Below are 14,725 nucleotides of genomic sequence, written 5' to 3'. Positions count from 1 at the left end.
GTTGAGAAACGATCGTTCACTGATGCGGATGACGTCCGCACGTGTGACAGCCACCGGCAGTTCGGTGGCTAGGCTCTGTCGACCTCAATCGTTCCCATGAACCCCACTCTACCAGCCGCGCTGCGTATGACCACAACGCACGACAATGCGCCCCGCGCAGAGCGACGGGGCGCATTGTCCGGGTAAGGGGAAAGTCACCGCGCCTGGAAGGGGACGGCGACGTTTTTCTTCAGGGACGACGCGGCGAGGGGGAGGATCGCGGCGAGGATCTTCTTGCCGAAGGCGGTGGGCGTGCGGGTGAGTTCGACATCTACCTTGGTTCCGCCTTCGACCGGCGAGAACTGGAAGGTCCAGCCGCCGCCGGGGCCGAACACCCTCGACTCGAGCGTCGTGATCTCGACGCGTCCCGTGTTCGTGTCCCATTCGTAGCGGGCGCGTTCCCACGCCGCGGCGGTGCCCTCGGTGACTTCTGCCCAGTTCGGTCCGATCGAGTGGACCTGGAGATGTTCGGCGTCGATCGTCGGCCAGGCATCGGCTCGGGCCGGTCCGAAGTCGGTGAGTATCTTCAGCGCGTCTTCGGGAGTGAGCGGCGAGGTGAGGGAGAAGCGGACCGTGGTCATGAGGGGAGCCTTTCAGAAAGTAACTGTTTAGAACGGTGACGACTATGACACGGCTTGAAGTCACCTGTCAAGATGGTGACGCACATTTGGGCAGACGCGGCCGAGGCGTCCCCGAGCGTTGATGTGCTGGTCAGGCGTCGGTGTTCGCGCGCTGGCGTGCGCGGTAGGCCTGGGCCTTCATGCGGCTCCCGCAGGTCGCCATGGAGCACCATTCGCGGCGGTGGCCGCGGGAGTGGTCGAGGTAGATCTGGGTACACTCGGGCCGTCCGCACTCGCGCAGGAGCGTGCCCTGCTCGCCGCCGACGATCTCGACGGCCTGTCTCGCCAGGTCGCAGAGCGCCTGGTCCGCGGTTCCAGTGCGTGACCATCCGTTTGCGCTCAGGACTGGACGCAGTGGTGCGCCGGCGGTGGCGGCGTTGACGACGGCGATCGCATCCTCCGGAAGTGGTCGCTCGTGAAGGCGGGCCCAGGCGAGCGTGTAGATCGCCTCTCGCAGTTCGAGTGCCGACGCGAGGTCGCGCTCGTCGGGATCGACACCGTTGGGCATCAGCCCGGACTCGGCGAACCAGGCGTCGAGATCGGAGACGGTTGCGAGCTTCTCTGTGGGTTCATCGTTTCGGCGCGCGCGCAGTGTGCCGACGAAGTCGAGGGCGAGCGTGCCGCATGGGAAGGCGTGTCGCATGTCACCACTCTAACCGGTTCCCGCTATGGAGGAGTCGAATCTAGTCACCATCTTGACAGGTGACGCGGTCGTGTGTCAGTGTCGTCACCAGTTAGGACAGTAACGGGTGGCTATCGGTGGTAGCGCTCGACGAACAGAAGGAGTGAAAGATCATGGAGCTCAAGTTTGAGATCGCCGTCATCCCGGTCGCGGACGTGGACCGGGCCAAGGACTTCTATGTGGGCCTCGGCTTCCGCCTCGACGCCGACTTCTCGACCGAACGTGGCTTGCGAGTCGTTCAAGTGACGCCTCCCGGCTCGGAGGCGTCGATCATCTTCGGCGACAAGCTGACGACTGCGGTCCCCGGCTCGTCGCAGGGACTGCACCTGGTCACGTCCGACATCGAGGAGGCCAGGAGGGAACTGATCGCCGCCGGCGCGGAGGTCAGCGAGATCTGGCATGACGCCGACGGGATCTTCCACTGGGCGGGGGAGGCGAACCGGGTGCCGGGGCCGCACCCGGATGTCGACAGCTACGGGACCTTCGCCTCCTTCGCCGACCCGGACGGCAATGACTGGACGATCCAGCAGGTCGTCACCCGTGCACCCGGACGCTGACCGACCGTCACTGACCGAGACCACGGACGAGGAGAAGAGCATGTCGAAGCTCACTGCGCAGGACCAGGCGGCCCTCGCCCGGTATCTGCACATCCTGCGCGACGCCGGACCCGGGGTGGACTCGCGGCTCGTCGAAGCCTTCGAGAAGCTCACCCCGGTGCAGCTCGACGCGCTCGTCGAGCTCACGCTGGAGGAGTCGACGACGGTCACGACCGAGGAGCGCGCGGTGCCGCCGGCGATCGGGGCTAATACCTCGTCGAAGAACGCAGCGCTGGAGCAGCCGCAGGAGAAGAGCCGCGGCCGGTGGTGCGCATGGTTCGGGGACAGCTGGACCTGGGCATGGGTCCTGCTGCTCCTGGAATGAACCGATCCGCGAAAGGAAACCACTCATGAGCGTTCTTCTCCTCGGCCTTCTCGGAGGCCTCATCACCGGCATCTCGCCCTGTGTCCTCCCGGTGCTTCCCGTGGTCTTCCTCACGGCCGGTGCGGGCGCATCACGGCCCGGTGGCGCGCCCGAAGCGATCCAGGCGCCGCGCAGCCGGCCGTACTGGGTGATCGGAGGGCTGCTGGTCAGCTTCACCTTCGTCACCCTCGCCGGGTCGTCGCTGCTCGCCCTGCTGCCGATCCCGCAGGTCACGATCCGGTGGATCGGCATCGCCGCTCTGCTGCTGATCGGACTCGGGCTCCTGCTCCCGGACGTGCAGCGGGTGATCGAACGCCCCTTCCAACGGCTGCTACGACGCGCACCGGAGAACACGGGCAACGGCTTCGGAACGGGGCTCGCCCTCGGTACGGTCTTCGTCCCGTGCGCAGGCCCGGTCCTTGCGGCGATCGTCGTGGCCGGTGCGACCGGAACTGTCGGCGCGGACACCGTCCTCCTCGCGCTCTCCTTCGCCGTCGGCGTCGCGATTCCGCTGCTGGCGTTCGCCGTCGCGGGCAACCGCGTCGCGCAGCGCATCCGCGGATTCCGGCGCCGCGAGCGCGGCATCCGCGCCCTCGCCGGCGCAGCAACCATCCTCATCGCCGGTGCGCTCATCATCGATGCTCCGCAGGCGCTACAAAGCATCATCCCCGACTACACGGCGAGCATCCAGAAGTCCCTCATCGGCGACGAGAACCAGACGACCCAGGAAGCAGACTCCCTCCGCGGATGCGCGAGCGGTGCCGCCGAACTGCAGAACTGCGGCCCGGCTCCGGCGATCACCGGAATCACCACCTGGCTGAACACTCCCGACGGCAAACCTCTGACCGCAGAGAGCCTCACGGGCAAGGTCACCATCGTCGACTTCTGGACGTTCGACTGCATCAACTGCCGACGCGCGATCCCGCACGTCACCGCCTGGTACGAGCAGTATCACGATGTCGGTCTGGAGACCATCGGCGTGCACTCGCCCGAGTACCCCTTCGAAAGAGAACTCGCGGGTGTAAAGAGCGCTGCCGCCGACCTCGGTATCCATTACCCGATCGCCGTCGACAACGACTTCACGACCTGGGACAGCTTCTCCAACAGCTACTGGCCCGCGCTGTATCTCATCGACGCCCAGGGGCAGGTCCGCCACGTCGCCTACGGAGAAGGCGCTTACGACGAGACAGAAGAACTCATCCGCGAACTCCTCGTCCAAGCCGACCCCGACGTCGACCTCCCGCCGCGCACCGACGTCCCCGACCTCACCGCAACCTGGTGGTGAGCGCCGAAGCGCCGGCGCTGACGCCAGGGATCGTCGCATCATCCGTCACACAGAACCGAACCCAGAACAAGGAGAAACCCATGAACCGTAGAGAGACCGACGTGATCGTGATCGGCGCCGGCCCCGTCGGAGAGAACGTCGCTGACCGCGTCGTCCAGGGCGGACTGGAAGCCATCATCATCGAGGCAGAGCTCGTCGGCGGGGAATGCTCGTACTGGGCATGCGATCCGTCCAAGGCACTGCTGCGGCCCGGACAGGTGCTCGAGGCCGCGCGTGCCGTGCCCGGCGTCGCCTCCGCCATCACCGGGACGCTCGACGTCGACGCAGTCTTCGCGCGACGTGACGCGATCACAGACGGATGGTCGGATACGGGTCAAGTCGCCTGGCTGAACGGCGCCGGAATCGAACTGATGCGCGGTCGCGGCCGTCTCAGCGGAGAGCGTGAGGTCACTGTGACCGATGCCGACGGCAAGCAGACGGTGATCACCGCGCGGCACGCCGTCGCCGTCGCCACCGGATCCGTGGCAGCCATTCCCGGCATCCCGGGCCTGGCCGAGGCGAAGCCCTGGTCCAGCCGCGACGCGACCAGCGCTCACGAGGTGCCGCCCCGTCTCGCCGTGATCGGCGGCGGTGTCGTCGCGACCGAGATGGCGACCGCTTTCGCGAGCTTCGGAAGCGAGGTGACCATCCTCGCCCGCCACGGCCTCCTCGGAGGAACGGAGGAGTTCGCCGGAACCATGCTCGTGGAGAACTTCCGCGCCAACGGCATCACCGTCCACACCGACACCTCCATCTCCCGCGTCGATCGCGACGGTGACCAGGTGGTGATCCAGACAAACGCGGGAGAGATCATCGCGGACGAAGTCCTCGTCGCCACAGGCCGCGCTGCAGCGACATCCGACCTCGGACTCGACAACGTCGGCCTGACCCCGGGCGCCTGGCTGGACGTCGACGACACGCTCCGCGTGCACGGGTTCGACTGGCTCTACGGGGTCGGCGACGTTAACCATCGCGCACTCCTCACCCACCAGGGCAAGTACCAGGCCCGTGCCGCGGGAGACGTGATCGTCGCACGCGCAACTGGCCGAAGGGTGTCGGATGCCGCATGGGGTGCGCACGTCGCCACAGCCGACCATCTCGCCGTCCCGCAAGTGGTGTTCACCTCACCCGAAGTCGCATCCGTCGGCCTCACCGCGGCACAGGCCACCGCCCGCGGGCTCGAAGTCCGCGTCATCGACTACGAACTCGGCCATATTGCCGGCGCGGCCCTGCAGCGCGAGCACTACCAGGGCCGGGCGCGCGTCATCATCGACGAGACCCGACAGGTCATCGTCGGAGCCACCTTCGTCGGCCCCGACGTCGCCGAACTCGTACAAGCGGCGACCATGGCGATCGTCGGCGAGATCCCCCTCGACCGGCTCTGGCACGCCGTCCCCGCCTTCCCGACCGTGAGCGAGGTCTGGCTCCGCTTCCTCGAGGCATACGGACGACCAGGTGTGAGACACCGTGTTTGAGCGCCGAACCGTACATTACGCAGCTATCCCGCAACGTGAAGGCGACTCGAGGTCCCCTTGACCCCGACGGCCGTCCGCCGACGCGGGGAGCTTCTGCGCAGAACCTTGACTTGTAGAGTCACGGTTATCGCGTTAATGCGTCATTCCCTCATCGTGGGTTTGCCGCCTAAGGTGACTGCGAGATCACCGGATCCGCTGCGAAGCGGTAGATCAGAGGAGAAGCGATGACAACTGTTCCCCAGACGATGAAGGCACTCGTCAAGTACGCGGCTGAAGCAGGATCGATGGAGATCCGCGAATACCCCGTACCTGTGCCTGGCGCCACGGAAGTTCTCGTGAAGGTGAAGGCATGCGGGGTTGACAAGGGCGGCGACCTTTACATCTGGAAGTCGCATCCGGTGATGAAGTTCCGTGTGCCGGTTATCGTTGGCGCTGAGAACTGCGGCGAGGTGGCGGCCGTCGGTTCAGCCGTAATGGATTGGAATCCGGGTGATCGTGTCACCGCGGAGGTCGTGATTGGCAAGGAAGGCGGAGGCAAAGGCAGCCACGGCGACACCGCCTACCTCTTTCAATCTGAGAAATGGGATCTCGGTCGCAACGTCGATGGTGGGTTCGCCGAGTACTTCGTCGTGGACCAGCGTTTCCTGCATGCCATCCCTGATTCCGTCAGCTGGCGTGCGGCAACCCTCTTCGAGATGGCTGCCGTCGCAATACGTAACCTCCTGGAGGTCGTGCAGATCCCCCGCGATCGAAGAGTCGCGATCATCGGGCCGGGGCCGATCGGCCAGATCTCGGCCCAGATTGTGCGATGGCTGGGCGGAACGCCCGTGATCTTCGGGCTTGAGCGGGATGCCGACCGCTTCGCACTGGCCTCGTCCTTAGGCTTCCGTGAGCATGTCATTGTCGACCGCCCCGACTTCGACGCGCAGGTGGCGCGGTACGGGGAAACGTTCCCCTATGTGGTGGAGGCAAGCGGTGGTGTTAACGCGTTGCCGCTTGCCATTCAGCTGGCCTCTGTCCAGGGGACTGTCGCTGTGATCGGCGGCAATGCCGCCGAGACCCCGGTCTCGTCAGGTTGGTTCCTGATGAAGGAACTGACGATGAAGGGTTCATATGCCCACACCTGGTCTAGTTGGGAGAAGGTGGCCGAACTCGCTGGCTCGGGGGCGCTCGACCTTGAGCCGCTCTACACGGGCTCATACTCCCTCGAAGACTGGGAGGTGGCCTTCCGTGAGGTCGACACCGATCCGTCGATCATCAAGGTAGGGCTCTGCCCGGGGGAACTTATCTGACCTTTTCAGTACTCCACGGGTGACATGAACGCGATGCGCGCCTGAGCGAGGATTACGCCGAGATCGTCGAGCCCCTCCCGCTCGCGCAACCAGGCCAGATGAGTTGTGTAGCGTACCGTCTCCGGAAGCGGTCGTATGACAACACCCGGCCCTTGGACAGTGATGTGAAGAGGCGACTCGGGGTTGAACATTGTAAAGGCGGCGACCCCACCATTGGCCACCTCAAAACGGAATCCCCCGATCACGGGGGTGCGGTCTTCGCTGACCGAACGGGCGGCGGTCACATATTCCTCGAACATATCCCGGTACGCGATGTCTCCGACCATGAGGTCGAGGTCGCGGAGATGGTACGGCAGTACGACGTCGATGGAGCGGTGCTCAGGCGTATCGGGGAGTGCGACCGCCGCCTGCTCCACCATGACAGGAAGATAGGCGATACGCGGGTCGTCCACGGGCTCGGAGATCACCGCGAGCGCGATGTCGCCGATGAGCAGTTGCTTAATCTGCTCTCGAACAGGATTCGCTCTGAATTTCACGCGCAGGCGGGGCGCTGCTGGCTCGAACACTCGCTCGATGAGCATAGCCGTGAAGGACGCCGGCACGGAGCGAATTCCCACCGCGAGTTCAGAGTTTCCTGACGCACGAAGGTTCGTCAGATAACTGAGGGAATTGACGCGCGCCAGGATGTCCTGAGCCAGGGGCAGGAGCGCCACTCCCGCCTCGGTGAGCTCGACGTTGCGAGTGGTGCGCGTGAGTAGCGCACAACCAACTTCACCTTCGAGCTCGCGGATGGCCCTGCTCAGCGGGGATACAGCCATATGTAGGGACGCCGCCGCGCGAGTGAAGTTTAGTTCGTGAGCCACGGCCAGGAAGTACTGGAGATGTCGCAGATCCATGATCGATTGTAACACTGGCGGTCATAGTCCCTTCGAGAATCGGCCATTCCCACATCTACCTGTTGCTCATACATTGGGCCTGCAACCTCAACGATGAAGGGCAGCACATCATGTCGATCTCCATCCCCACACTTGGTAGCGTGATGACTCAAGGCACGCCCCTCGTGGCGCCGACGATCTACGACGGTATTTCGGCCCTTGCGGTTAGGGAACTCGGTTTCCAAGCTGCCTATGTGGGTAGCCAGCCCACGTCGGCGACCATGTATGGGCTGCCTGACATTGGCTACGTGAGCCTCAACGACATGGCAGACCAGGTCCGGCGCCTTGGCGCCATCACGGAGATCCCCCTCATCGTCGACGGGGAGGGCGGATGGGGAAACCCGCTGCACGTCACTCACTCTGTCAAAGTGCTCGAGCGCGCCGGTGCGGCGGGCATCCAGATCGAAGACCACCTGTGGGGCAAGCACATCGACATTCAGACCGTGCTGCCCCTTGGCGAGTCGATCGACAAGATCAAAGCGGCGGTCGATGCGCGGTCGTCCGAGGAGACGCTCATCATTGCACGATCCGATGCGATGCCCACTGAGGGACTCGAGGCCACCATCGACCGATTGCTGGCGTTCGAGGAGGCGGGGGCAGACGCACTCTTCATGGCTGCACCTGCCGTCGATGCGACACACGAGCGGCTCGTCTCTCAGAGCAACGCCTTGATCGTCTCGCTCAGCGACGAGCAGCTGAGCTCACAGCAACTCGGCGACCGCGGCGCCGACATCCTCATTTACTTCGTGGTCACTCCTTTGGCAGCCACGTCCGGCATCCGCGCGGCACTCTCCGCTCTGGCACTCGAGGGCTCGACCCACTCCGTCGACGCCGTCCTTGGTCCCCTTGCCGAGTTCGACAAATTCACCGGGATCGAGCAGGCGCGGGTCGAGGCCCGCCGGTTCGGCCTGCTCAAGAGCTGATCCACACCACCGCGCTCACAACGAGAGAGCAAAGGAGCTTTCATGACAACCTCGAACGCTGGCGCCGCTGCGGCGGAAGCACCGCAAGACTCCACCCGGCGTGTCGCGGCGAGAGCCGCTCTCGCCGGCGGCGTCGGAACCTTCATCGAGCACTACGAGTACGGCCTGTACGGCTTCATCGCAGGCATCGTCATCGGCCCCCTATTCTTCCCCAGCGAGGACCCCGCCGTTGGCCTGCTGGCTTCCTTTGCAGCACTCGCTGTCGGCTACGTCGCGCGTCCCTTCGGCGGCATCGTGCTTGGTGCTGCCAGTGACCGATACGGCCGACGCCCAGTGCTTGTCTTCACCCTCCTTCTAATCGGGGTTGCGACAGCGGCAATCGGCCTGCTTCCGACATATGCTGCCATCGGCATCTGGGCGCCCATCCTGCTCGTGCTGATGCGCCTCATTCAGGGGTTTGGGGCCGGCGCGGAGCTCGCCGGTGCAATCACCATCATCAACGAGAGCGCGGTCCGCAAGCGTAAGGCAGCGCTGTCCGCCGTCGCTATGGCGGCTGTTGGCCTCGGCGGAATCAGCGCCAATCTGCTCACCACGTTGCTGGGATCCACGATCTCGCCCGAGGCTTTCCTTGAATGGGGATGGCGTATCCCCTTTGTCCTGGGCGCGGTGTTGACCGTTGTCGGGCTTATGCTACGCCGCACCATGCACGAGTCGCCGGAGTTCGAGAGGGTCAAGGCGGAGCGGGCTGCAGGACTCATCCCGCCTGCGAAGCTCAACCCGTTCGTGGCAATGGGTCGTGCGGTCAAGGCCAGTCCGCGCAACTGGATCTCAGCGTTCCTACTCCCGTCCGGCTTCAACGTCACCGGATTCATCGTGGCCGCATACAGCATCAGCTATGTGGTCGGCGTGCGCCAACTGCCACTCAACCAAGCCCTGCAGATGTCGCTCATCGCGATCAGCGTGGGACTCGTTGCTCTTCTCCTGTTCGGTCTACTGGGCGACCGCATTGGGACGAAGCGAGTCATGTACATCAGCATTGTCGGCGGCGTGCTTTTTGCTTTTCCTTACGTCGCCATCCTCGCCTTCGGCGACATCGGCATGATCGCCCTCGGCAGCGTCGTGATGTATATCTTCGGCTGGAGCGCCGGAGCCGCCGCGCACACGGTCGTGATGCCAGCTCTCTTCAAGACTGAATATCGCGCCTCAGGGTTGTTCTCCGCCCGCGAGCTACAGGGGGCCGTCGTCGCCGGGCCGTCGGCGCTCATCGCGGCCGCCCTTGTGGTGGCCTCGGGGGGACAACCGTGGCTGGTCGGGGCATACATCGTGGCCGGCCACCTCGTGTCCCTTATAGGAATGCTCGTGGGACGTCCGTTCCTCGGTGCAACCGAACTCGAATCGACGCCCTCCCTTCGAGGGTGGAATCCGCGTGATTGATATCCCCGTACTAAAGAAGGTGAGAGCCATGACACCCCTCGACGACCTCTTCCCTGGCTACGACTCCGTCGTCGTCCCGACAAGCGCTGGTGCCATCTCGGCCCGTGTCGGAGGCTCCGGCTCCCCAGTGCTTCTGATCCACGGTCACCCGCAGACGGGCGTGATGTATCACCGGCTCGCTCCCCGGCTGGCCGTGAGCCATACGGTCGTCGTCCCCGATCTGCCCGGATACGGGGAAAGTGAGGCTCGCGAGCCCGATGCCGCGCATGGCCCCTACGACAAGAGGTCGATGGGGAATGCTCTCGTCGAGGTGATGCACAGCCTGGGCCATGACCGGTTCGCGGTCATCGGACACGATCGGGGCGGTCGAGTCGCTTATCGACTTACACTCGACCATCCCGAGAACGTGACGAAACTGTCCGTGCTTGACATCGTCCCGACGCTCGAGGTCTGGGACAGCTGGGATCGCGAGCGGGGCATGCAGCTCTACCACTGGACGATGCTCGCTCAGCAGTCGCCGATTCCCGAGACGCTCCTCAAGGACTCATCAGTCGACTGGCTCAATCTGATCTTGTCGTGGGGAACTACCGGCACGTTCGGTGACTACTCCGTATTCGATGAGAGGGCTCTTGACCACTACAGAGCTTTCATTCGACAGCCCGACCGCATCCGGGCCATCTGCGAAGACTACCGCGCAGGCGCCACGACCGACACCGAGCACGACGAGGCTGACCGAGCGGCCGGAAAGATGATCCAGGCCCCGGTCCTGGTTCTCTGGGGAGTGCGTGGAGTGCCAGCCAATCACGATGTCACACCCGTGGATATCTGGCGTCGATGGGCGGTGGATGTCCGAGGTGAAGCTCTCAGATGCGGGCATTTCCTTCCTGAGGAGGCGCCTGAGGCTACGGCGGAGCCCCTGTTGCGGTTTCTCTCCGACTGAGGTCGGAGTAAAAATGAACGCTCGAACCGGCTTTGGCTGGCGGAACCAGATCCTTTCGTTCTCGTCGCTCTTTCTGCGTTCACAGAGCCCACCTCGGCATCGACGGCAAGAATCCAATCGCCCGAATCAACAACGACCCGGGTCAGTACACCTGAAATGTACTGTCTTCTTGTCAAGAGGGCATGGTGAGGCGCCGTCCGGGTGGTCCCGGGCGGCGCCTCTTGCTTCGCCGATCGGGCTGGTCGGAGCGTGTCTTCTCGACGCGCGGTCAGTCTGATATTCGCGGGTTGGTTACCGCAGGACGGTTCTTCAGCAGGAGCAGGACCGGGTGTTTAGGAGCGAGCGTTATCAGCCAGAGCTGGCTGTTCATAGGTGTATCGCGGGTCACTGCTCGCGCTGCCACCGGTTGTCCCTTTCGGCGAAGCGGCTTCAGGGTCTCAGGTGTCCATGACTGCCAACGACCAGCACCAGCCGGCGAGTTCTCTTGCAACGGCGATGTTCGCGATCGTGGGGCGCTTGCGGCGTTCGAGGAACCGTGCCCACCGTTCATGGAGTCGGCGGTTGCCGAGATCGCCGCGTTCTCGAGCCGCTGCGGGAGCTTGCTCCCACCGCCCGCGGATGACCGCGCCGACGTGCTAGCGGGGGCGATGATGCCATGCCGCTTCGACGAGCAGCCGGCGGGTATGTCCGTTGCCGGTCTTGGTGATCGGCCCGTGCACCCGCGACTGTCCGGACGAAAACTCGGAGGGCACGAGCCCCACGAACGAGCCGATGCTGTTTCCGGTGAACCTGGTCCAGTCGCCGACCTCGACCGCCAGAGCGAACCCGGTCAGCGTGCTCACTCCGCGCAGACACCCCAGGCGTCGGACGAGCGGGGTGAACTCGCTATCGGCGGCGAGCTGCTCGATCGCCCGGTCCAGGCGGTCGCGGCGCGCCTTGATCTGCAGCACTGTCTCGTACTCCGCGTCGAACGCGGCCTGCGACGCCACTCCGCTCAGCCGCTGCTGGCTGAGCCAGCGATCATGCTTCGTCGTCCACGCAGCGCCGTCGTCATAGACGATCCCGTGCCGCAACAGCAGCTTGCTCAATCGGTGCCGGGCGCGCATCAGATCGCCCCGGCAATCCTCACGCGCCCGCACCAGATCCCACGCCGCTTCCTGATCGGCCGTCGGCACTGCCACCGCAGTGATCTCGTCCAGTCTCAGCAACCGCGCCAGATGCACCGCGTCCCGAGCATCGGTCTTCACCCGGTCACCGGACGGGCGCTGCAACTTCGACGGCGCCGCGACCACACACTGGACGCCAGCGCTGGTCAGCGCGCGATAGAGCCCGAACCCTGTTGGCCCGGCCTCATAGGCCACCGCGACCGAGCCGGGCAGGCCGCGCACCCACTCCAAGATCCTGTCGTTGCCCGGCGGCAACTTCGTCTGGAACAACTCGCCGGTCACGCCATCGATCGCCGCTGCCGCGACGAAACGGGCGTGCACACCGAGCCCAACACTCATGCGCTCAGTAAAGACGGGGCCTCCCGCAACTGTCGGACAGGCCTGGCGGACCACACCCACGAGTCTTTGTGAGAGAGGCCCCGTCCCGCGACCCCCTTCACCAGAAGGCGGCCACTACATACCGACTAGCCGGCTGAGATGATCAGCTCATCGCTTAGGCCGTCGGCCGAGCGTACCCGAATATGGATTTCGCCGATGCCGGTGGGGCGTACTACGGCAAGGGCCCGCCCGTCGAAGGTGGTGTGCACCTGATCGGTGAACGATTCCGCTGTCGATGGAGCGGCTGAGCCGAAGCCTGCTAGTTCGCCAGCGCCGGTGACCTCGATTTCGAGAAGCCGATCCGAGTCGAGCATGCGGATGCCCGATGCATCTTCGATGGTTACGGTCACGTAGGCGAGGTCGTCTGGTCCAGCTGAGATCGCTGGACGGTCGACGGCCAGAACCACGCGGGCCGATGCGCTGGCCGACTGGAGACCCACGGTTTCCGTCGCTTCGCCCGCTCGCCAGGCCACGGCGAGGAGTTCGCCGGGTTCGTAGCCGAGCTCGAACTCGGTGCGGAACGCGGTTGCCGCTCCGCTCGGCTTCCGGCCGAACGAGCGGCCGTTCAGCACGAGCTCGACCTCTTCGGCATCGCTGTATACCTCGACAGTTACCGGGTCCCCCGGTGCAGCTGACCATGACCAGCTCGATACGGAATCCGACCACGACCACGGCGTGAGAATCGCCGGGGCGCCGTGAAAGCGCGGGCGCTGCACTGCGATGTAGGGCTCGCGGCGCAGGCCGAACACGATCTCCCGGTAGAACGAGGCCGGGCGGCGGTCCCCGATCAGATCCAGGTCGCCGCACCACGCAGTCAACCACGGATAGGCGGCTGCGATGCCGTTCGCCAGTTCGCTCCCGCTGTGCGCCACGCGGCCGAGGCCCGCCTCGCCGAGGTAGTCGATCCCGGTCCAGGTGAAGTCTCCGATGACGTGCGAGTTGCGGAGTACGAGGTCCCAGTTCCTCGCTATCTGGGCAGGGAAGGTTTCCGAACCCACGAAGATGCGGTCGGGGTGGCTCTGCAGATCGGCTTCGTAGCGAGTCTCGCCGTAGTTCAGTCCGACGACGTCGACCACCGAGAACGATTCGGCGAGCCGGCGGGTCACCGAATCGGAGCTCGTCACTTCACCCATGACAGTGCCGAGCTGCGTCATCAGTGTGTTGATGCCTATGGGCTCGTCGGCGGACGAGGCAGAATGGCGCAGTTCGTCGAGCACTGAGAGCATTCCGTTGATCCCGTTGGTGACCGGGCGGGTGGGGTCGAGGGTTCGCACCTTCTCGGCGAGGTGGCGGCCGATCCGGGAGCCCATCGGGGTGCCGGTGTCGGGGATCTCGTTGCCGATCGAGTAGAGGATGACGCTCGGGTGGTTGAAGTCCTTGCGCACCATCGACTCTACGTCGCGTTCCCACCACTCCGGGAAGGCCAGGGAGTAGTCGAAGGGGTTCTTCGAGAGCGTCCACATGTCGAATGTCTCGTCCATCACCAGCATCCCGAGCCGGTCGCACGCCTCCAGCATCGCGCGGCTGAGCGGGTTGTGCGACGCGCGGATGGCGTTGAACCCTGCGGCCTTCAGCAGTTCGACCCGCCGTTCGTCGGCACGGGGGATCGCCGCTGCGCCGAGCACGCCGTTGTCGTGGTGGATGCAGGCGCCGCGGAGCTTGACTGTACTGCCATTGATGCGGAGACCGTGTGAGGGGTCGAGCTGGATCGTGCGGATGCCGAAGATGCATTCGGTCGAGTCGATGTCGACTCGCGTCTGGTCCGGGCCGTCGCCGAGCGCCGTTCTGACCCGATAGAGCTGCGGGGTCTCGGGTGACCAGAGTCGCGGTTCGGTGTCGTACACGCGATGGCGCACCGTCTCGGAGCTGCGCGGCGCCAGAGTGACCGGTGCAGCCGTTCCGCGCAGCGTCCTGCCGTCGGGGGCGACTATCTCGTGCTCGACGAAGACTGTCCGGGTGGTGGTGGCGTCGTTGCGTACTTCGGTGCTGATTGCGATCACGGCGCGGTGGGCGTCGACATCCGGGGTTGTCACCCGTACCCCATCGGGCACGATGTGAGTGGTGCCGCCGACGAGGAGCGTGACCCCGCGATGGATGCCCCCACCCGAATACCAGCGTGAGTCACGATGGATGCGTGCTTCGACCCGCACCGTGTTCTGTTCGCCGAAGCGAAGGAACGGCGTGGCGTCCACGATGAACTCGCTGTACCCAGCCGGCCGCTGCCCCGCCCATTGCCCGTTGATAAACACGACGGCGTCGCGATATACGGCTTCGAATAGCAGCTCGACCCGGCCGCCGCACCACTCCGCCGCGGCCTGGAATGTCTTCGAGTACTCGAAGACCCCGCCGCTGTAGTGGCCCGAACTGGGTCCTTCGCCCGCGGTGGAGCGCTGAGTGTCGAGCATCGCGTCGTGGGGCAGGATCACCGGTCGAGGCTCGTCCGCCGTCCCGCCGTATTCGGCGAACAGCGCGGGTGCGGGACGGACGGACCAGTTGGTGTTGAAGGGCAGACGGAACACGATCTCTTTCCAGATGGGGGCGGCGGAGTGCGGCGGAC

General features: G+C 65.0%; 13 protein-coding genes. 8 read left to right on the top strand and 5 right to left on the bottom strand.

The annotated features are described in order from the left end of the window. Positions 1-194: 194 nt before the first annotated feature. Both D7I47_RS14075 and D7I47_RS14070 read right to left on the bottom strand, forming a co-directional pair. Positions 195-620, bottom strand: a complete 426-nt coding sequence (locus tag D7I47_RS14075; protein ID WP_120763640.1) for a hypothetical protein — start codon at positions 618-620, stop codon at positions 195-197. Between the two features lie 130 nt (positions 621-750). Next, the gene (locus D7I47_RS14070) at positions 751-1,302 is read right to left on the bottom strand and encodes a CGNR zinc finger domain-containing protein (RefSeq protein ID WP_120763639.1); all 552 of its coding nucleotides are present in this window, start codon (positions 1,300-1,302) and stop codon (positions 751-753) included. Between the two features lie 152 nt (positions 1,303-1,454). Here D7I47_RS14070 and D7I47_RS14065 point away from each other — a divergent pair, with 152 nt between their 5' ends. The 5 genes from D7I47_RS14065 to D7I47_RS14045 all read left to right on the top strand — a co-directional run bounded on the left by D7I47_RS14065 (position 1,455) and on the right by D7I47_RS14045 (position 6,392). Continuing rightward, positions 1,455-1,898, top strand: coding sequence for a VOC family protein (locus tag D7I47_RS14065; protein WP_120763638.1), 444 nt, complete (start codon positions 1,455-1,457; stop codon positions 1,896-1,898). A gap of 40 nt (positions 1,899-1,938) precedes the next feature. Next, the gene (locus D7I47_RS14060; protein ID WP_157981743.1) at positions 1,939-2,262 is read left to right on the top strand and encodes a hypothetical protein; all 324 of its coding nucleotides are present in this window, start codon (positions 1,939-1,941) and stop codon (positions 2,260-2,262) included. 25 nt (positions 2,263-2,287) lie between these two features. Continuing rightward, entirely contained in the window at positions 2,288-3,586 is a 1,299-nt protein-coding gene (locus D7I47_RS14055; RefSeq protein WP_120763636.1) for a cytochrome c biogenesis protein/redoxin, read from the top strand. An 80-nt stretch (positions 3,587-3,666) separates the two neighbouring features. Then, positions 3,667-5,100 (top strand): dihydrolipoyl dehydrogenase family protein, encoded by a 1,434-nt coding sequence (locus D7I47_RS14050; protein ID WP_120763635.1) that lies wholly within the window; start codon positions 3,667-3,669, stop codon positions 5,098-5,100. A 245-nt stretch (positions 5,101-5,345) separates the two neighbouring features. Further along, positions 5,346-6,392, top strand: coding sequence for a zinc-dependent alcohol dehydrogenase (locus tag D7I47_RS14045; RefSeq protein WP_170154389.1), 1,047 nt, complete (start codon positions 5,346-5,348; stop codon positions 6,390-6,392). A gap of 5 nt (positions 6,393-6,397) precedes the next feature. Here the strand turns inward: D7I47_RS14045 and D7I47_RS14040 are convergent, their stop codons facing one another. Beyond that, positions 6,398-7,288 carry a LysR family transcriptional regulator gene (locus D7I47_RS14040; RefSeq protein WP_120763633.1) on the bottom strand — a complete coding sequence of 297 codons (891 nt, stop codon included), beginning with the start codon at positions 7,286-7,288 and terminating at the stop codon, positions 6,398-6,400. Positions 7,289-7,398: 110 nt separating this feature from the next. Between D7I47_RS14040 and D7I47_RS14035 the strand changes: the two genes are divergently transcribed. Genes D7I47_RS14035 through D7I47_RS14025 form a run of 3 tightly spaced genes read left to right on the top strand, consistent with a single transcriptional unit; the run spans position 7,399 to position 10,624 of the window. Continuing rightward, entirely contained in the window at positions 7,399-8,250 is an 852-nt protein-coding gene (locus D7I47_RS14035) for an isocitrate lyase/PEP mutase family protein (protein ID WP_120763632.1), read from the top strand. Between the two features lie 42 nt (positions 8,251-8,292). Further along, the gene (locus D7I47_RS14030; protein ID WP_120763631.1) at positions 8,293-9,684 is read left to right on the top strand and encodes an MFS transporter; all 1,392 of its coding nucleotides are present in this window, start codon (positions 8,293-8,295) and stop codon (positions 9,682-9,684) included. Between the two features lie 28 nt (positions 9,685-9,712). Then, positions 9,713-10,624, top strand: a complete 912-nt coding sequence (locus D7I47_RS14025) for an alpha/beta fold hydrolase (RefSeq protein WP_120764001.1) — start codon at positions 9,713-9,715, stop codon at positions 10,622-10,624. A 635-nt stretch (positions 10,625-11,259) separates the two neighbouring features. Here the strand turns inward: D7I47_RS14025 and D7I47_RS14020 are convergent. Together D7I47_RS14020 and D7I47_RS14015 are read right to left on the bottom strand one after the other, a co-directional pair. Further along, positions 11,260-12,129 carry an IS110 family RNA-guided transposase gene (locus D7I47_RS14020; protein ID WP_227000709.1) on the bottom strand — a complete coding sequence of 290 codons (870 nt, stop codon included), beginning with the start codon at positions 12,127-12,129 and terminating at the stop codon, positions 11,260-11,262. A 125-nt stretch (positions 12,130-12,254) separates the two neighbouring features. Then, complete coding sequence (locus tag D7I47_RS14015; RefSeq protein WP_120763630.1) at positions 12,255-14,687, bottom strand: glycoside hydrolase family 2 TIM barrel-domain containing protein; 2,433 nt, start codon at positions 14,685-14,687, stop codon at positions 12,255-12,257. Positions 14,688-14,725 lie beyond the last annotated feature (38 nt).

The sequence above is a fragment of the Protaetiibacter intestinalis genome (genome assembly GCF_003627075.1).
In the GTDB taxonomy this organism is placed as follows: Bacteria; Actinomycetota; Actinomycetes; order Actinomycetales; family Microbacteriaceae; genus Homoserinibacter; species Homoserinibacter intestinalis.
Note: the sequence above shows the minus strand (reverse complement) of the source record. Positions and strands in the feature narration are given on the sequence as shown.